Source organism: Clostridium sp. LS (assembly GCF_002760435.1).
Classification (GTDB): Bacteria; Bacillota; Clostridia; order Clostridiales; family Clostridiaceae; genus Clostridium.
In genome coordinates, this window is record NZ_AUUU01000080.1 from 1 (window position 1) to 19,087 (window position 19,087).

The following is a 19,087-nucleotide window of genomic DNA, read 5'->3' on the forward strand; positions in this document are numbered from 1 at the left end:
GTCTTGATGGAGAAGTTATATCTTTAGATACTTTTGGAGCATCAGGAAATGCAGAAGTATTATTTAAACAATTTGGATTTACAGTAGATAATGTTGTAAATAAGGTTAAAAAGGTAAGAAATGAATAGAGAATTTGATACCTATATAATTTCGATAATTATCGTATTGAATGAATAATAAGAAATAAGATATTGAATTTAGATTCTGGATAGTAAGGATGTATCAAAATACAAATAAGTATTTTGATACATCTTTTTTGCCTAATTTCGTGAAAAATTTTTATAAATAATATATACTTAAGGAAACAGAAGATATGAAGGGAGAGGTTAATTAATCTATGTTCAATTACGAAATTATCCAAAGTTTTAACGACTTAGAACTATTATTATATAGGTACATAATGAAAAATATTGAAAAAGTCGTTTATATGAGAATTAGAGAATTAGCGGATGAAGCCCATGTATCAACCACAACAATTTTAAGATTTTGTAAGAAGGTTAACTGTGAAGGATACTCAGAATTTAAAATAAAGCTAAAAATGTATGTTGAGCAAAACGAGACAAAAAAAATAAATAATGATGCTTCAGTAATAATTGATCATCTAAAAAAATTGGATAATGGTGAATTAGATAAGAAGCTAAATGTACTTTGTGATTTAATAGAACATGCAAGTAATGTTATATTTATAGGGGCTGGAACTTCGGGTATATTATGTAAGTATGCAGCTAGATTTTTTTCATCTATAGGTAAATTTGCCATGTATATTGATGATCCCTATTTTCCACGAAATTATAAGGTTTATGAAGATTCTGTAATAATAGCCATATCTGTTTCAGGAGAAACAAGTTCAGTTATTGATAATATTAGCAATATAAAAAGAGAGAATAGTACAGTTGTAAGTATAACTAATAGCGAAAATTGTACAATATCAAAAATATCGGATTTGAACATTTCATATTATATTCAACAAGAAAAAATAGGAATTACTGATATTACCACACAAATACCAGTATTATATATTATTGAAAGTATAGGAAAAAGGCTGCATAATAGATTTGTATAGTACAGCAAAATTAGTGAATGATTAATGGTGAATAATGAATAATTAGGGAGATTTTGCTCTGCAAAATTTAAAATTATTACGAGCAAAGTACCCTAATTATAAAAATTCCGTAATCATTCATCAATAAAGGAAGTGCTTTGCACTTCCTTTATTTTAGTGTTGGTACGGAATTTAGTAAAAGGTTCATTAAATAACAAACTTCATCATCTGATATATCTATTTTGTATTTGATATTTATAAAAGATAAATTTTCTCTTATTATATTATATAAATTAATATTTTCAGTGATATACTCATCTTTATTTGGATATATTGCAGGATTATCTTCATTTCTTAATCTACCTACAACAAATGATAGATGAAGAATAATACCAACAGAGTTCTCATCAGGCAACTTAAAAGAAAGCTTTTCTTCTATCTTGCTTAAGAAGTAAGTAACATCCTTATATAATTCAACGCCATTTATATTATAGATATTTTCCTTTATGATTCTAGGTATATTAAGCATAGTTGTTTTTGCATCTATTGCAGCTTGCAATTCCTTTAAAATATCCATATTAAACACTTCGTACATAGTGTATTGTTTTATTTGAGAATCTACCGGGAAAGAGGAAACTATAAATAATATTTCATTTTGTTTTTGAAGATTAATTATTTTTTGTTTAAAATATTTTTTATCTAAACAATTTAAACATACAATTTCAAAAAAATCTTTACTAATTCTAAGGTTGCTAAGCAAAAAGTTTTTAATTGCAATTGCAGCGCCTTCACCAGTTAAGCAAGCTGTAACTATTAATATTTTGTCTGAGTCTTCAGATGTGGTATTTATATTCTTATGCATTTCTACATAGGAGTTAACCATTAGTACATCATTATAAATCTCATCCAAAGATGATCCGATAAGTGCTTTTCTTGCAGCCTCCAATACATGAAGAGTTGACACAAGAGAAATTACTTTAATATCAACTTGAAATTCTTTTTTTATCACATCTGCAAAGGTCGTTAAAGACCCCATATCAACTAGTAATAAATAACCAGCAGAAGTTGGATTTTCTCGAATACCAATTCTTAAGCTTTCTAATACTTTTGATGGAGCAACATCAATTGGAGCATTTATCGGAATTATATAGTTTTCTCCAAGCAGTCTGTTAGAAACATCAGCCATTGAAGTTGCAGTGGATTCTCCATGGGCGATAAGTATAACTTTTACTTTATCCTGAGATGTATCATTAAAAGTATTATCAGGTATTAAAAATAATGTTAAATATCCAGCCTCATCTATTGGTATTGATTTATTAATAGTGTTTTCTATAATTTCTTTAATTTCAATAGCAACATTAAACTCAGCAGGATAAAGGTCTTTTATTTTGCCTAAATTAGTGTTTATTATTATTTTATCGCTATTAATCCTATTAATTAATGTGTTAATGTGAAGAGCAAAAGCCGTATATAAATTACTATCAAACACTACAGGAAGCTTCCTAGTTACGTGGCTTGTTATATTATCAATGCATTTTAATATATCTTCATCAATAATAGTTAATAAATTTTGTTTGCTTGTTTCTTCGGATACTTCAGAATTATTTTTGCTAAAATGTTTTGCTATATCTTTTTCAAGTATGTTTTCAATATCTATATCTGAAATTTCTAATGATTTTAACTTTTCGAGTTTGCTTTCTATAAAATCATAGACTGTATTGTCTCCACTATTAAATATAGTGTTTGTATCTTCAGTAGATCCATTGAATCTAAAATATTCAATTTCTTCACTCATGAGCTTATTCCATAAAACTCTATGTTCTTTTTCTTTATAAAGCCCTTCCTTAATATAAAGGGGTAATGCTTTACTATGAATTCTTACATCACGCCTTATATTAGTTAAGAATTCTGAATAAGCTTTTGCACAAAGCAACTGAACATCACTTTTTAACTGACCTATATTATTTGGGCAATCATAAGAAAGTAATGCTCTTAGTGAATTTAACGATACATATATTTCCTTATTTAATCGTATACTTTCAAATTTGAAGAAACTTTTAATTAAGAATAATCTTTCATCTAAAGTTCTTTCCTTAAGAGAAGGAATATTAATAACGAGAGGAATTCTTCTAGTAAAAGTATTTAATAAAGCGGAATTTGGATCTTCGGTAGTTGCTGAAATTATTAATACATCTGATTTTCTAATTTCAGCATCACCAATTCGTCTAAAATTACCTGTATCTAAAAATATAAAGAGCGCTTCCTGTCCTTCTGGAGGCAGCCTATGAATTTCATCTAAAAATAAAATTCCACCATTTGCCTGTTCAATTAATCCAACTTTGTCAGCATCAGCACCCGTATAAGCACCTTTTTTTACTCCGAAAAGTTGAGAGGTTAATAGTTGAGGATTATTAGTATAATCTGCACAGTTAAACACTATGAAAGGAGAATCTTCTGTTTTTACTTTCATTTCTAAAGCATAATTGTGCATTAGAGAAGCAAACATGGATTTTCCTACTCCAGTTTCACCTAGAATCAAGCAATTCATACCTTTAGGTGGGTACAATATTGCAGCCTTTGCTTGTTCAACAGAATCTTTTAGAGAAATATTATTTTTTGCTAATAAATCTAATTGAGACTCATTGCTTTGAATTTTATTCTCTGCAAGAAAAAATAATACAGGTCTGCCAGACGATTTGTACAACTTACCCTCTTTACAAAGTTCATTTAATTCATGACTTAAATTAGCTCTAGTCATATTAACTAGGGGCGCTAGTGTTTTAGTATCTATACCATCTGGAGAATTAATTTGGAGAAGTTTTTGGTAAATTAAATCTTTTTTAGCCATTATATATCCTCCTATATTAAATTATATTTTGAGTTATTATAATAGATTAAACATTTTCATGCACTATTTGAAAGTAATCTTATAAATTTATTATTTTGCTCAAATGTATTTGATTATAATCAAACATTATTTGCTTAGTGTTTATTAATGGTTTGAAGAAGCATTAAACACTATATATAATTATAAAACACTAATCAGATTAAGTAAACACATATCTTAAAATAAATAAAATGAATATTATATAAAATAAAAATGATATGACTTTATAATAGAATTGTGATAAATTTTATTGATAAAAACATTGATGTATCAAGGATAAAGAGAATATATACAGTTTAACTAAGAAGAAATTTGAAAAAAATTATAAATTTTTAATAGTGTTTGGCACAGGTATTGCTATATATAATGGCATAAGGCAATAAAGCATGAATTGGAGGAGTAGAAATGGATCAATTAGAAATGGCAATAATGAATATCATAATTAATGCGGGAGATTGCAAAAATCACGCTTACATGGCACTTGGCATGGTAAACGAAGGTAAATATGAAGAGGCTGCAAAGGAATTGGATTTGGCTAATGATGCATTAGCTAAGGCACATGATGCACAAACAGAAATGCTTCAAAAGGAAGCAGCTGGGGAAAAAATAGAATTATCAGTTTTGTTTGTTCACGCACAAGATCATTTAATGACAGCTATATCAGAAAAAAATTTAATAGAGCAAATTATAGAATTGAGAAAAGTTGTGAACACATTAACTAAATAATAGTTATAAAATAACTAATCATTAAATTAGAAAGTAAGGAAATAAAATTTAATAAAATAACATTACAAATAAATATGTCTACAATTATAGACATACTTCAATAAATACTTAAAATTAATTTTAATCATATTAAGGAGGAAAAAATTATGGTTACTATCAAATTATTCTGTGCATCAGGAATGTCAACAAGTGTTTTAGTTAATAAGATGAAAGAGGCAGCTAAAGCTAAAGGTGTAGATGCTGAAATTATAGCATTCCCAGAATCTCAAATGGATAGACACCTAGATAGTATGGATGTTGCGCTTCTTGGACCTCAGGTTGGATATACTTTAGGAAAGGCAAAGAAGATTTGTGAACCAAAAGGAATACCAGTAGAGGTAATACCTATGGTTGATTATGGAATGATGAACGGAGCTAAAGTTTTAGATTTGGCATTAAGCTTAATTAAGAAATAATATTATATTCATTCTAAGTATTAACATAATAAGTTAATACTAAATTAGTGAAAAGGATATCAGAATTTAGATATTATATTACTTTGAAAAATTAGCTTTCATAGAAAAAATGAATAAAATTCAATAATTTAAACAAACCATCAACTTTTAAAAAGGTAATAATAGCAAATTTATATTTGTAATTATTCATATTTAATCTTAATTTAATTATAAGGGGGAAATTATTATGTCATTCAATCAAACACTGAACGAAAAAGTAGTACCAGTGGTAATGAAATTCGTTAATCTTAAAGGTGTTCAAGCGTTAAAAGACGGTGTAATGTTCACTTTACCATTAAACATTATAGGATCTATTTTCTTATTAATTGCTTGCTTCCCAGTAAAAGCTTTTACAGATGCTATGACTGGAGCTTTTGGAGCAGGGTGGAATGATCCACTGTTTAAATTACAAGGTTCAACAATGAACATTATAGCAATAGTAACTGTTATGGGTATGACTTATATTTACTGTAAAAATGAAGGTATTGAACCTTTCTCGCCAGCGGTAATTGCGTTAAGTACATTCTTATGTGTTACTAATAACTTTGTTATGTTCCAACCAACACCAGATGCAACTCCAGCTCAAGTAGGAGGCGTTATTCCAATGTCTTGGACTGGTGGTCAAGGTATGATTACAGCAATTATTGTAAGTTTAGTTGTTTCATGGGTTTATAGTACAATGGTTAAGAAAAATATTACAATTAAAATGCCAGAAGGTGTTCCACAAGGTGTTGTTAATGCATTCTCAGCTTTAATTCCAGCTACTGTAATATTTTTAGGAGCAACTGTTATATATGCTGTATGTAAATTTGGTTTAAATACTTCTTTCGTAGAAATTATCTATAAAATTGTTCAAACACCATTACAAGCTGCATCAGATTCACTTCCAGGAGCTATTCTAATTGCTTTTGCTGTACCATTCTTATGGTTCTTCGGAATCCATGGAGGAGCTACAGTAGGAGGTGTAACACAAGCATTATTGATTTCTAATACTAACTTCAATGCAGAATTACAAAAAGCAGGACACTTAGATCTTGCTCATGGAGCTCATATAGTTGTTCAACAATTCTATGATAACTTTATTAACTTAACAGGTAGTGGTCAAACACTTGCATTTACATTGCTATTATTATTCTTTGCAAAATCTGCTCAATATAAACAATTAGGTAAATTAGCTCTTCCAGCTAACTTATTCAACATTAACGAACCAATATTATTTGGTACTCCAATAGTATTAAATCCAATCATGGGTGTACCATTTATATTAACTCCAGTAGTAAATGCAATATTACTTTACATGGCAATTGCAACAGGTATACTTGCACCAATGGGAGCAACAATGCCACCTTGGACAGTTCCAACTATATTCTCAGGTTTCATAATTGGTGGTCCTAGCTACGCTATAGCACAATTTGTATTCTTAATAATTGCAGGATTAATTTACTATCCATTCTTTAAGAAAGCAGATGCTATGTCTTACGCTGATGAGTTAGCTGCTCAAAGGTCACATGGTGTTGAAGCTTAATAAAATTAACTAGCCCTTTTATTAACAATTTAAAATATATTCAATTAAGATTAAGATCCGGGATTTATAGTAATGTCGGATCTTTTTCTGTTTATAAGTATCTTTTTATTTTCTATGACATAAGGGCTTGTTGAAATTTAGATTAATTTCTGATAGAAGGCAGTTCTTTTGTGGTATAATTAAACAAGAATTTATTAAATTAGTATAATAGTAAACCAATATAGGAGTATACATTGAAAATACTCGACATAACTAGTGAAAAGTTATATTTATGTATAGCTATATCCTATAGTTAGGTATATTATTTTACTTAGCGTGCTTATAATTTGAAAGGAAGGAAGCATTTATGAATTTTAAGGTCAGTGTTATTGTTCCTGTTTATAAAGTTAGAGACAGGATTTTAAGAACGTTAGAATGCTTAAAAGCACAAACTCTTAAAGAATTTGAAGTTTTATTTATTGATGATGGTTCTCCAGATAATAGCAGTGAATTTGCACATAATTATTTGAAAGATTCACATGTAATTTATAGAATAATAAAAAAAGAAAATGGAGGGGTTAGCTCAGCCAGAAACTTAGGAATAGAAGAGGCTGTGGGTGAATACATACAATTTTTGGATTCAGATGATTACATAGATAAAGATATGCTTAAGGATTTATATAACAAGGCGATAGAGACTAACAGCGATATTGTTTATACTGGTTATGTTTACGAAGAGGCTGATGGGACGAAGATTTTAGATAATATAGAAGGATTAGCGGAAGGTGTTCTTTCAGGCAAAGAGGCCGTTATAAAATATATATATGGGATTTCATATACACCAATAATGGCAGGAATATTTAAACGTTCACTACTTATTGACAATAATATTAAATTTAATACTAATAGAAAATTTGCAGAGGATATAGCATTTGCAGTCAAGGCTTATTGTCACTCTCAAAAAGTTTATTGTTGCAAAAAAATATATTTTCACTATGTAAAATGGGAAGGTTCAGCTATGAATAGCATGTCATTAGATTATTTAGATGTGTATTATTCAAATTTAGAAATTTTAGAATATATAAAAGAAAACTTTAATTATTTAGAAGTAGAAAAATCATTAATTGAAAGTAGAATTCCGGCTGGAATTGTGAATATATTCATTGGATTTGCTAAAAATGAAAATTTACATAAAGCGATGTATGATTTTATCAAACAAAAGAAAGTAAGAGAAGATTTAAGTAAATATAAAATGGTGAAAATAGAAAAGGATAGAATTAAGTATTTGATTTTAAGTAAAATGATTTTATATTTTCCTAAAGCAGTAGTGAAATATTATTCAAAGAAATGAAGAGATAAAAAATATTTATGTAAGGACATAATTTGAAATATATAGGAGATAGAACATAATGGAAAAGTCAGCAAAAATAATGGAACCTAGTATATATGATAAAGAAAATTATGAAGAGTTAAGCTTGAGAGATGCGCAGTTATCAATGTTAAGTATCTTAAAGGATATACATGTGCTATGCGAAAAGCATAATATTAAATATTTTTTAGATGCTGGTACCTTGTTGGGCGCAGTGAGACATAAAGGATTTATTCCTTGGGATGACGATATGGACATTGGAATGCTAAGAGAAGATTATAAAAAATTTTTAGAGGTTGCTAAAAAAGAGTTGCCAGATCATCTGTTTTTACAAACTTTTGAAACAGATAAGTATTATAATGTTTTTCCTGTTCCTTGTAAAGTTAGACTTAATGATACTATTTTAATGGAAAAAGACACTATTGATAATTATAACATGCATAATGGAATATACATTGATATATTCCCATATGATAATCTGCCTAAAAAGAAATGGGTATATAATCTGCAAAGAACGCTAAGTTTTAATGTATTAAAAAGTTTCAAAAGAATTGCAAATCCACCTGATAAATTAAATTATAAAAATAAGCTAACCTTTTCTTTCTATAAAATAATAACTAAGATTTTTACTACAAAAAACAGACTAAAATTTTTTAATTATTTAATTAAATGGAATAATCCCAATTCTGAATATATGGGTTATGGTGTTGATACCTATTGGAGCGAATATGTATATAAAAAGTCTGACTACTTTGATTTAGCTAAATTAGAGTTTGAGGGAGAGTACTTTTATGCTCCAAAGAATTATGATGCTATTTTGGCTCAGCTATATGGAGATTACATGACAATGCCAAAGGAAGAGGATAGAGTATGGCATGCGAAGGAAATAAAGAAATTAAAGATTAATAATTAATGATGAATGATTAAGGAATAAGCTCCCTTCGGGAGTTTATAAAATATATAATTAAGAAGAAATTCTGGAGGAATTTCGTCATCAATTATTCATTATTCATCATTCACCATTAATCAAAATATGAATTTTTGCTTAAGAAAAACCACTAATTATTGCATATAATCAATAATATTAGTATAATTCAAAGAGAATATACTAGGCTGGGTAAGAGATGAAAAAAATCTGTGAATATTTTCTAATAAACAAATGAATTAAGATAAAGTATAAAATTAGTAAAGGTGTGAATAGTGTTGGTAAATGTATCTATAATTACTCCTGTTTATAATGTAGAAAGATGCATTGAAAAGACAATAAATTCAATTATAAATCAGAGCTCTAAAGATTTTGAACTCTTACTTATAGATGACGGTTCAAAGGATAAAAGTATAGAAATAGCAAGAGGGTTGTTAGAAAAGTCTGACGTTAATTATAAAATTATTACACAAGAAAATTCTGGAGTTAGCGCAGCAAGAAACGCGGGAATAAAACAAGCAAATGGTGAATATATAGCATTTCTAGATTCGGATGATTATATTGATTTTAAGTTTGTTGAAATGATGTACAGTAAAGCAAAAGAAACACAAAGTGATGTAATATATTGTGATTATAGTGAAGTTGATATTAATGGCAATATTTTAGTGAAAAATAGGGCTAATTGCTTAAGTGGCTTTATTAGTGGGAAAGATGCAGCATTAAAGCAATTAGATGATGATATTAACATAGGTATGAGAAGTGCCATATATAAGGCTTCTATAATTAAAGAAAATAATTTATTATTTGATAGTAAAAGAAAATATGGTGAGGATATGGTATTTATAGTTAAATCGCTATTATGCTCAAATAAAATAACAAGTGTTAATGAGGTTTTAGCATTTTATGTTATATGGGAAGCGTCTGTAACTAGTTCAGTATCATTAAAGCACCTTGATTGCTATAACTCTTACTTAGATTTATTAGAATATGTAAAAAGTTACAAGGATTCGGTAGAGGTGAAAGACTTTTTACTAACATATAAAATTCCATATGCAGTTGCACATGTTTTTTCTGTTTTATCGAGGGATAAGAACTTTCATGAAAATTTACTTGAGTTTTTAAATAGAGATGATGTTAGAAATTATTTAAAAGCCTATAAAATACAGAAATTTAATAAGAAATATATTAGATACTTAATTCAATGTAAGGGAATGCTCTATTTTCCTAATATTTTATTAAGAATTTTTAGTTGCAGAATTTAAGATTTTATTAGAATCTTTCCAGATTGGAGGAAATTTGAATTGAGAAGCTGGAAAACAATAATAATAATGATTATTGATATTTTTATGGTTAATATGGCATATCTTTTTGCTATAAATATAACAAACACTGGTTATTTTCCAACAATTGCAAAAATATATTCTCAGGATTGTATAGCTCTAAGCTTAATTTATTTAGTATGTTTTTACTTATTTAAAATGTATGAAAGCTTATGGCATTTAACAGGTACTGATGAATTTTTATTAGGTGTTGGAGGAAATATTTTAGCAGGAGTAATATCAATTGGATATACTAGAAGTTATTTTGGAAATACTATTCCTTTAAATGTTTGTGTTGTGGGAACACTTTTAGGAATTTTCTTTGTATTAGGATATAGAATTCTTTATAGAGTTTATCGAAGGACGCTTTTGTACATACCATTTAAATATTCTTCAGATCAAAGAAGGGTAATGATAGTTGGAGCAGGTTCAGCGGGAACGATGATTATTAATGAAATGATGGCAAGAAGAGAATTAAAGTATAATCCTATTGTCTTAATTGATGATGATAAAAATAAATTGGGAAAAAGAATATCAGGAGTTAAAATAGAGGGAAATAGGTATGATATACCTTATATTGCTGGAGAACAAGAAATTGATTTAATAGTAATTGCTATCCCATCTATAGATGCAAAAAATAAAGCTGAAATAATTGAGATTTGTAAGAATACTAATTGTAAGCTGCAGATTATCCCCGGAATGTATGAAATATTAAGTGGAGATGCTACAGTTAGTAGAATTAAAGATGTTGACTTAGAAGATTTACTTGGAAGGGATCCTATTCAATTGGATAACAAAGGAATATCAGAATATATAGAAGGAAAGACCATATTGGTTACTGGTGGAGGAGGTTCTATAGGCTCGGAGCTTTGTAGACAGATTTCAATCTATAATCCTAAAAGGCTTATAATATTCGATATATACGAGAATAATGTGTATGATATTCAAAATGAGCTCATAGAGGATTTTCCAGATATGAATCTAACTGTATTAATAGGTTCAGTTAGAGATAGAAAAAGACTACATGAGATATTTACAAGGTATAAAGTAAACGTAGTATTTCATGCGGCGGCTCATAAGCATGTTCCACTAATGGAAGACAGTCCAAAAGAAGCGATAAAAAATAATGTGTTTGGAACATTGAATTTAGCATTAGAAGCTAGTGATGCTAATGTAGAAAGATTTGTTATGATATCTACAGATAAAGCTGTAAATCCAACTAATATTATGGGTGCAACAAAGAGACTATGTGAAATGATTATTCAAGCTATGGATAAACAGTCTAGAACAGAGTTTGTTGCTGTTAGATTTGGTAATGTACTTGGAAGTAACGGTTCAGTAATACCTAAATTTAAGAGACAAATCGCTAATGGTGGACCTGTAACTGTAACCCATAAAAAGATTATTAGGTATTTTATGCTAATTCCAGAAGCGGCTCAATTAGTGCTTCAAGCAGGAGCATTTGCAAAAGGTGGAGAAATATTTGTCTTAGATATGGGAAAACCAGTAAAGATCTACGATTTGGCATGTGATTTAATTAAACTTTCTGGACTAGAACCAAATAGGGATATAAAAATTGTGGTTACTGGACTTAGACCCGGGGAAAAGCTGTATGAGGAACTTTTAATGAGTGAAGAAGGTTTAGAAAATACCGTTCACAATAAGATATATGTGGGTAAACCAACCTTTGAGGATATGCAGAGCCTAACGGCTAAGCTTGAGCAATTACAAAATTTACTAGAACTTAATGATATAGCAGAAATTAAACGCCAAATGCAAAAAATTGTACCAACGTATCATTATAAAAACGAGGATGAAGTGGCTGCAGAAAATGCAGATAAGGAGTAAACTTATGTATATGACGAAAGAAAATAGAATGAAAAGTGTATTATTGGCAATAATATACATTATTGCATTAGCTATGGGAGTAATGAATAAAAATTATTTGGTAACAGGAATGTACATTCTTACTTTAGTTCCAGTTGCGTATTTCATGAAAGATGATGATACATATAGTTTACTTTATGGAATACTTTTAGTTTCTACTTTTTATGATTATGTATTATATGTACCGGGAATTACGAATGCATATATGTTTCATATAGTATTAGCTTTATTTACGCTTATGACACTGTATAAAATAATTAAAGATAGAAGAATTTTGTTCAACATAGATAAGAAGATTTTAACTATTTATGTAATATGGTTTATATACATGTGCGTGAGTATAGTTTGGGCATTAAATAAACAATTATCAATTAAATATATTGCAATATATATATTAATGTTTTGTTTTATATTAAATGTCATGATATATAACACTAGTAAAGAACGTTTTAATAAAACAATAACTTTACTTATTGGGCTAATATCATTGATTATTATAATTGGTTTTGGAGAGGTGCTATTTGGACAATTGCCAGTGGTACATCATTATGATGGATTAAAAGTAACTAATCTCCATGATTTTAATGCCTTAAGAGCAAGGCCGATTGTTTTTTCTTTTAACACTAATAATTTGGCAGCTACGCTTGGAATATTAACACCTATATGCTTTTTCTCAATAAATAGATTCGAAAATATATTGTTAAAAGTATATTTTGCAATTATTAGCATAATGGGATTTACCTTAGTAATATTGACAAGTTCAAGAACTGGTCTTGTTTCTGTAGCTTTTGGATTAATCGTATACTTATTTTACTGTGTTTTTAATATTAAAAATATTGGCATAAAGGGTTTAATATTCCCGATTGTTTTAATTTTAGGACTTACATTTTCATATTACAATGCTTACAAAATTTTAAGAACAGACTCTATGAGCTCTGAAGAATTTTCTAAGCAAAATGACATGTCAAGCAAAATGAATGTTTTAGTTGATGCGGATGTAACACTAGGCGGAGAAGGTTCTATTAATGAAAGAATGACAATAATACATAATGTGTTAGATGACGTAATTAAAAACAAAAATTATTTAGGACATGGGGTTGGAAATGTATTTCAATTTTTATCAAATCAACATAACACAAATGGAATATATAATCCACATTGCTATCCAATAGAGATATTATCGGATTTTGGAGTACCTGGATTACTATTATACGGAGTATATTATTTGTATATGCTCGTAGTAAATGTAATGCTAGGAATAAAGAAAAAGAATGTGTATTGCTTTGCAGCAGCAGCTGGGTTAGTAGCATTTGCGCCAGCAAGTTTTGGACCAAGTTCGATAACATATGTATTTTCCTATTGGATACTTGTGGCATTTTCAGTATCATGTATTCAAGTGACAAAGAATACTGAAGAATATATTAGTTCATCAAAAATAAAGGAATTCAAAATAAATTAAATATTTGGTTAGATTTATAGTTAAAAGCACTATATACAAGTTTATAAATATGTAAATTTGTATATAGTGATTAATAATGTGTAGAAAAATATGCTTCAGAAGGGTGATTATGGTGAAAATATGTTATTTGGCGGATATTAACAGTGTTCATACTCATAAGTGGATAAATTTTTTTAAAAAGCAGTCTTATGATATTCATGTAATATCATTAAGTGATGGTGAGTATGAAGGGGTTACTGTTCATTCTTTAGATATAGACGAAAGTTTAGTGAAGCAAAAGTCAGATACAGGTAAGTTTGGATACTTGAAAAAAATAACTAGAGTTAAAGAATTAGTTAATAAAATAAAACCGGATATCCTTCATGCACACTACGCCACAAGTTATGGATTGCTCGGGGCCATGACTAATTACCATCCCTATATAATATCAGTATGGGGAGCCGATGTTTACGACTTTCCAATAAAATCATTTTTGCACAAATGGATTGTAAAATACAACTTAAAGAAGGCAGATTATATATGGTCTACTAGTCGTGTAATGAAAAAAGAAACAGAAAAGTATACAAATAAAGAAATAATGGTAACTCCTTTTGGTGTTGATATAAAAAAGTTTATACCAAAAGTTGATAATAAAGAAGGTAAAGATGAGATAGTAATTGGGACAATAAAAACTTTGGAAGAAAAATATGGTGTAGAATATTTAATAAAAGCCTTTGCAAAAGTTAAAAGTAATAATGAAAATTTAAATGTAAAGTTAAGAATAGGTGGTAAAGGAAGCCAAGAAGAGTATTTAAAAAACTTATGTATTGAGTTAGGCATTGAAGATGATGTTATGTTCTTAGGTTTTTTAAGCGAAGCACAAGTTATAACCGAATTTCAAAACTTTGACATAGCAGTATTTCCATCAACTTTAGATAGTGAAAGTTTTGGTGTAGCAGCGGTTGAGGCAGAAGCATGCGGAATACCTGTGATTGTAAGTGATGTAGGTGGATTAATGGAATCAACTAAACCAAATGTTACTAGTTTAGTTGCTAAAAGAAAGTCTGTAGATAGCTTATTTACTGAAATTCAAAAATTAGTAGTCAACAATGAATTAAGAATGAAAATGGGAGTTTCAGCAAGAAAATTTGTAGAAGAAAATTATAGCCTTGTTAATAATTTCAATGATATAGACTCAATTTACAGGGATATATTAAAAAAATAAGTGACTTAGTATACCCTCTTTAATCTATTGTATTGAAATAATTAATCTTATAAAATGAAAGAGAGGATTTTCTCAATGAATAAATCAGTTTCAATAGTAATTCCGTGCAGAAATGAAGAAAAATACATTAAAGATTGTATTACGTCATTTTTAGATCAAAGTTATCCAAAAGAGTTATTAACAATTATAGTATCAGATGGAATGTCAACAGACAATACAAGGAATATAATTAAAGAATTACAAAAGGATAATAACAATGTTGTGCTTTTAGAAAATGAGGGGCTAACAGCTCCTAAAGGAATGAATCTCGGTATTAAATATTCCAAATCAGATATAATTATTATATTTGGTGCTCATGCATATGCAGATAAAGATTTTGTAGCTGAAAATGTAAAAGCACTTGAGAATAAAGAAGTAGGATGTGCTGGCGGTTTAATAACTACTATAAATGATAGCATTAAAGGAGCTGCAATAGCAGAAGGTATGAGCTGTCCATTTGGTGTAGGTAATGCTTTATTTAGATTTGCTGAAAAGGAATGTTTTGTTGATACTGTAGCATTTGGAGCTTATAGAAGAGAATTACTAAATGAAATAGGATATTTTGATGAAGAACTTGTTAGAAATCAAGATGATGAGTTAAATTATAGAGTTGTAAAAAGTGGAGCAAAAATATTATTATCCCCTAAAATTAAATCTACATATTTTGGTAGAGGAGATTTGAAAAAGCTTTGGAAACAATATTTTCAGTATGGTTTCTGGAAAGTAAGAGTTATACAAAAACATAAAAAACCAGCTGCTTTGAGACATTTGATTCCAATGTTATTTGTTTTATTTCTAGCAGTCGGAGGAACATTAAGCATATTTTCAAAGTTTATTAGAATACCATACCTTTTAATATTAGCATTATATGTAATTATGGACCTAATTTTTAGTGCTAAAATTTCAGCTGCAAAGAAGATGGGATATTTTAAGTATCTAATATTTACGTTCCCAATACTACATATTTCTTATGGGCTAGGATTTTTACTAGGAATTGTTAACTTTTACCTATTTAAAAATTCTAAATTAGAAGAAAGTAATAAGGAAATGTCTAGATAAGATAATCTTTAAATAATGTTAACAGGAGTAGATATATGAATATATTTAATAAAGTAGTTAAAAGAATATTTGATTTAATATGCTCTACTTTAGGGCTTATAGTTCTAAGCCCAGTTTTAATTGCAATTGCAATTAAAATAAAAACAGATTCTGATGGACCAGTATTTTTTAAACAAGTACGAGTTGGAGAGAAAAATAGAGAATTTAAGATTCTTAAGTTTAGAACAATGGTTGTTGATGCTGAAAAATTGGGTCGGCAAATTACTGTGGGGAATGATAGCAGAATTACTAAAATAGGGGCATTTTTAAGAAAATATAAGCTAGATGAACTACCACAGCTAATAAATGTATTTAAAGGAGATATGAGCCTTGTTGGTCCAAGACCAGAGGTACCAAAGTATGTTAAATTATATAATGAAGAGCAAAGAAAAGTTTTAGAAGTTAAACCTGGAATAACTGACTTAGCATCTATAAGATATAGAGATGAAAATGATTTACTAGGAAAAGTTGAGAATCCAGATGAGTTTTACATTAATACAATAATGCCTGATAAATTAGCATTAAATTTAGAATATATAAGTAAAAACAATGTTTTTTTTGACATTTATATTATATTTAAGACTATAATAAAATGCCTTTAGTTCAGTTTACAATTAACAGTTAACAGTTAACAGTTTTGGAAGAAAGGCCTGCGGCTTTTCAAGAAATAAATTAAAAGAAAGCCCGTGGCTTTCAACATAAATTGACAATTGACAATTGTCAATTGTCAATTAAAAATATACTGGGAGAAGGTTGAAAATTACTATGAAAAAATTAAGATTTGCGATTATTGGTTGTGGAAGAATTTCTTATAAACATGTTGAAGCTTTAGCAAAAAATAATAAGGAAGCAGAATTAGTTGCAACTTGCGATGTTATTTTAGAGAAGGCAGAAGCAAAAAAAGCAGAATATATAGAAAAAACTGGAGCATCTCAAGATTCTGTTCATACATATAGGGATTATAAGGAAATGCTCGATAAAGAAGATATTGATGTGGTAACTATAGCTACTGAGAGTGGTTATCATGCAGAAATTGCGATTTACTCTATGAAAAAGGGAGCAAGTGCTTTAGTAGAAAAACCAATGGCTATGTCTATCGAAGATGCTAATGAAATGATTAAAGTTGCAGAAGAAAACAATGTTAAGCTTGGAGTTTGTCATCAGAATAGATTCAATAAGCCTATACAAAAACTAAGAGAAGCTATAGAAGGCAACAAATTTGGAAAGTTAGTTAATGGCACAGCTAGAGTACTTTGGAATAGAAATATGGGGTACTATGAACAAGCTCCTTGGAGGGGAACTTGGGCTTTAGATGGTGGTACTCTTATGAATCAATGCATACATAATATTGATTTGCTTCAATGGATGATGGGCGGAGAAATTGAAAGGGTTTATGCTGAATGTGATACATACCTAAGAGATATTGAAGCCGAAGATTTTGGAGCTGTTATAATAAGATTTAAAAATGGTGCAATCGGAATTGTCGAGGGATCAGCCTGCGTTTATCCTAAAAATTTAGAAGAGACATTAAGTATATTTGGGGAAACTGGAGCAGTATCTATCGGAGGGCTTGCTGTTAATGAGCTTGAAACATGGAGATTTGATGGTGAAAACGAGGAAGAAATTAAGAAATCTGTAAATGTTAAAATAGACAATGTCTATGGAGAGGGGCATACTCCTTTATTTAAAGATGTAATTGATGCAATAAATAGTAATAGAAATCCGTTAGTATCTGGAGAAGAAGGTAAGAAAGCTATGTCAATAATCCTAGCAGCTTACAAATCAAGGAAGACAGGAATGCCTGTGCAATTTCCTTTAGCAGACTTTGGGACTTTAGATATGAAAGATAGCTTTAAGGGAAGAAAATAATGCTTAGGCGCGATCAAAAATATTTATATGATGAGATATGTTTACATATAATAAAATTAAGGCAGACTTAAAACATGTTCACTTCTTTCATGTGCCCCAAAAATTAAGAATAAAAGTTGAGAGGATGATTATGAGATGAAAGTAAAAAAAGCTATAATACCAGCAGCAGGTCTTGGAACAAGATTCTTGCCTGCGACTAAAGCACAACCAAAGGAAATGCTTCCGATAGTTGATAAACCAACAATTCAGTATATAGTTGAGGAAGCAGTTGCTTCTGGAATTGAAGAAATCTTGATAATTACAGGTAGAAATAAAAAATCTATAGAAGATCATTTTGATAAATCAATAGAGTTGGAGTTAGAATTAGAGAAATCTGGAAAAGCGGAGTTGCTTGAACTGGTAAGAGATATTTCAGATATGGTTGATATACATTATATAAGACAAAAGGAGCCAAGGGGGCTAGGGCACGCTATTCATTGCGCAAAGACTTTTGTAGGAAATGAGCCTTTTGCTGTCTTATTAGGTGATGATGTAGTAGATAGTGAGATTCCTTGTTTAAAGCAATTAATAGACTGCTATAGTGAATATAAAACTACTATTTTAGGCGTTCAAACTGTGGCTCAAGAAAATGTATCAAAGTATGGTATAGTGGACGGAATTCATATAGAAGATAGAATTTACAAGGTTAAGGATTTGGTAGAAAAGCCTAGTGTTGAAGAAGCACCAAGCAATGTGGCAATACTAGGAAGATATATAATAACTCCAGAGATATTTAATATATTAGAAAATACTAAGCCAGGAAAAGGTGGAGAAATCCAATTAACTGATGCATTAAAGGCTTTAATTGGTACAGAAGCTATGTATGCATATAATTTTGAAGGCAAACGATACGATGTGGGAGATAAATTAGGATTTTTACAAGCAACTATAGAATTTGCTCTGAAGAAGGAAGAATTAAGAGGAGATGTCATAGATTACTTAAATTCTAAACCTTGGGAGCAAATATAAGAAAATTATTAGCTTGTACAAAAATTTTATTAAAGGTACCTAGATAAAGAAGTCCTAAAAAGTTGCAATACTTTTTAGGATTCATTAATTTAAAATATCAAGAATTCATATAGAGAAACATTACAAAATCTGCAAAGCAGATTTTGTTTTGAAATTAATAATGATTAGTATACTTTTGAACTAAGAACTTTATACCAAAGATAACTAGCGAAATTAGTAAGATTATATTTAATATCGAATTACCAAATTGTATAAAA

15 protein-coding genes are annotated in these 19,087 nt (G+C 29.0%); 14 read left to right on the plus strand and 1 reads right to left on the minus strand.

Annotation, left to right across the window (positions count from 1 at the left end; all coding sequences use genetic code 11):
- Positions 1-337 precede the first annotated feature (337 nt).
- Positions 338-1,063, plus strand: a complete 726-nt coding sequence (locus COL3_RS17865; protein WP_008423084.1) for a MurR/RpiR family transcriptional regulator — start codon at positions 338-340, stop codon at positions 1,061-1,063.
- A 148-nt stretch (positions 1,064-1,211) separates the two neighbouring features.
- On the opposite strand, the gene COL3_RS17870 is transcribed toward COL3_RS17865, so the two are convergent.
- Entirely contained in the window at positions 1,212-3,890 is a 2,679-nt protein-coding gene (locus tag COL3_RS17870) for a sigma-54-dependent transcriptional regulator (RefSeq protein ID WP_008423086.1), read from the minus strand.
- Between the two features lie 444 nt (positions 3,891-4,334).
- Here COL3_RS17870 and COL3_RS17875 point away from each other — a divergent pair, with 444 nt between their 5' ends.
- The 13 genes from COL3_RS17875 to galU all read left to right on the plus strand — a co-directional run bounded on the left by COL3_RS17875 (position 4,335) and on the right by galU (position 18,830).
- Positions 4,335-4,655: a PTS lactose/cellobiose transporter subunit IIA gene (locus COL3_RS17875; RefSeq protein ID WP_008423088.1), complete on the plus strand. Its 321-nt coding sequence runs from the start codon at positions 4,335-4,337 to the stop codon at positions 4,653-4,655.
- A gap of 146 nt (positions 4,656-4,801) precedes the next feature.
- Positions 4,802-5,110: a PTS sugar transporter subunit IIB gene (locus tag COL3_RS17880; protein WP_008423090.1), complete on the plus strand. Its 309-nt coding sequence runs from the start codon at positions 4,802-4,804 to the stop codon at positions 5,108-5,110.
- Positions 5,111-5,336: 226 nt separating this feature from the next.
- On the plus strand, positions 5,337-6,674 hold the full coding sequence (locus COL3_RS17885; protein ID WP_008423092.1) for a PTS transporter subunit EIIC: 1,338 nt from the start codon (positions 5,337-5,339) through the stop codon (positions 6,672-6,674).
- Positions 6,675-7,020: 346 nt separating this feature from the next.
- Positions 7,021-8,004: a glycosyltransferase family 2 protein gene (locus COL3_RS17890; RefSeq protein ID WP_008423094.1), complete on the plus strand. Its 984-nt coding sequence runs from the start codon at positions 7,021-7,023 to the stop codon at positions 8,002-8,004.
- A gap of 58 nt (positions 8,005-8,062) precedes the next feature.
- Positions 8,063-8,935 carry a LicD family protein gene (locus tag COL3_RS17895; RefSeq protein ID WP_008423095.1) on the plus strand — a complete coding sequence of 291 codons (873 nt, stop codon included), beginning with the start codon at positions 8,063-8,065 and terminating at the stop codon, positions 8,933-8,935.
- Between the two features lie 290 nt (positions 8,936-9,225).
- Complete coding sequence (locus COL3_RS17900) at positions 9,226-10,209, plus strand: glycosyltransferase family 2 protein (RefSeq protein WP_035283306.1); 984 nt, start codon at positions 9,226-9,228, stop codon at positions 10,207-10,209.
- 39 nt (positions 10,210-10,248) lie between these two features.
- Positions 10,249-12,114, plus strand: a complete 1,866-nt coding sequence (locus tag COL3_RS17905) for a nucleoside-diphosphate sugar epimerase/dehydratase (RefSeq protein WP_008423099.1) — start codon at positions 10,249-10,251, stop codon at positions 12,112-12,114.
- Positions 12,115-12,124: 10 nt separating this feature from the next.
- A complete protein-coding gene (locus COL3_RS17910) occupies positions 12,125-13,612 on the plus strand; it encodes an O-antigen ligase family protein (RefSeq protein WP_035283308.1) in 1,488 nt (495 codons plus the stop codon).
- Between the two features lie 112 nt (positions 13,613-13,724).
- Positions 13,725-14,816 carry a glycosyltransferase gene (locus tag COL3_RS17915; RefSeq protein ID WP_035283310.1) on the plus strand — a complete coding sequence of 364 codons (1,092 nt, stop codon included), beginning with the start codon at positions 13,725-13,727 and terminating at the stop codon, positions 14,814-14,816.
- A 75-nt stretch (positions 14,817-14,891) separates the two neighbouring features.
- A complete protein-coding gene (locus COL3_RS17920) occupies positions 14,892-15,914 on the plus strand; it encodes a glycosyltransferase family 2 protein (protein WP_008423105.1) in 1,023 nt (340 codons plus the stop codon).
- 35 nt (positions 15,915-15,949) lie between these two features.
- Complete coding sequence (locus COL3_RS17925) at positions 15,950-16,555, plus strand: sugar transferase (RefSeq protein ID WP_008423107.1); 606 nt, start codon at positions 15,950-15,952, stop codon at positions 16,553-16,555.
- A 163-nt stretch (positions 16,556-16,718) separates the two neighbouring features.
- A complete protein-coding gene (locus COL3_RS17930) occupies positions 16,719-17,822 on the plus strand; it encodes a Gfo/Idh/MocA family oxidoreductase (RefSeq protein ID WP_008423109.1) in 1,104 nt (367 codons plus the stop codon).
- A 135-nt stretch (positions 17,823-17,957) separates the two neighbouring features.
- On the plus strand, positions 17,958-18,830 hold the full coding sequence (galU, locus tag COL3_RS17935) for a UTP--glucose-1-phosphate uridylyltransferase GalU (protein WP_008423111.1): 873 nt from the start codon (positions 17,958-17,960) through the stop codon (positions 18,828-18,830).
- Positions 18,831-19,087 lie beyond the last annotated feature (257 nt).

What these genes read in the sequence shown, in the direction of transcription:
- COL3_RS17885 (WP_008423092.1), top strand. Translation starts at nt 5,337, where the DNA reads ATGTCATTCAATCAAACACTGAACGAAAAAGTAGTACCAGTGGTAATG.
- galU (WP_008423111.1), top strand. Translation starts at nt 17,958, where the DNA reads ATGAAAGTAAAAAAAGCTATAATACCAGCAGCAGGTCTTGGAACAAGA.
- COL3_RS17870 (WP_008423086.1), bottom strand. Translation starts at nt 3,890, where the DNA reads ATGGCTAAAAAAGATTTAATTTACCAAAAACTTCTCCAAATTAATTCT.
- COL3_RS17910 (WP_035283308.1), top strand. Translation starts at nt 12,125, where the DNA reads ATGACGAAAGAAAATAGAATGAAAAGTGTATTATTGGCAATAATATAC.
- COL3_RS17920 (WP_008423105.1), top strand. Translation starts at nt 14,892, where the DNA reads ATGAATAAATCAGTTTCAATAGTAATTCCGTGCAGAAATGAAGAAAAA.
- COL3_RS17865 (WP_008423084.1), top strand. Translation starts at nt 338, where the DNA reads ATGTTCAATTACGAAATTATCCAAAGTTTTAACGACTTAGAACTATTA.
- COL3_RS17895 (WP_008423095.1), top strand. Translation starts at nt 8,063, where the DNA reads ATGGAAAAGTCAGCAAAAATAATGGAACCTAGTATATATGATAAAGAA.
- COL3_RS17875 (WP_008423088.1), top strand. Translation starts at nt 4,335, where the DNA reads ATGGATCAATTAGAAATGGCAATAATGAATATCATAATTAATGCGGGA.
- COL3_RS17890 (WP_008423094.1), top strand. Translation starts at nt 7,021, where the DNA reads ATGAATTTTAAGGTCAGTGTTATTGTTCCTGTTTATAAAGTTAGAGAC.
- COL3_RS17925 (WP_008423107.1), top strand. Translation starts at nt 15,950, where the DNA reads ATGAATATATTTAATAAAGTAGTTAAAAGAATATTTGATTTAATATGC.
- COL3_RS17930 (WP_008423109.1), top strand. Translation starts at nt 16,719, where the DNA reads ATGAAAAAATTAAGATTTGCGATTATTGGTTGTGGAAGAATTTCTTAT.
- COL3_RS17880 (WP_008423090.1), top strand. Translation starts at nt 4,802, where the DNA reads ATGGTTACTATCAAATTATTCTGTGCATCAGGAATGTCAACAAGTGTT.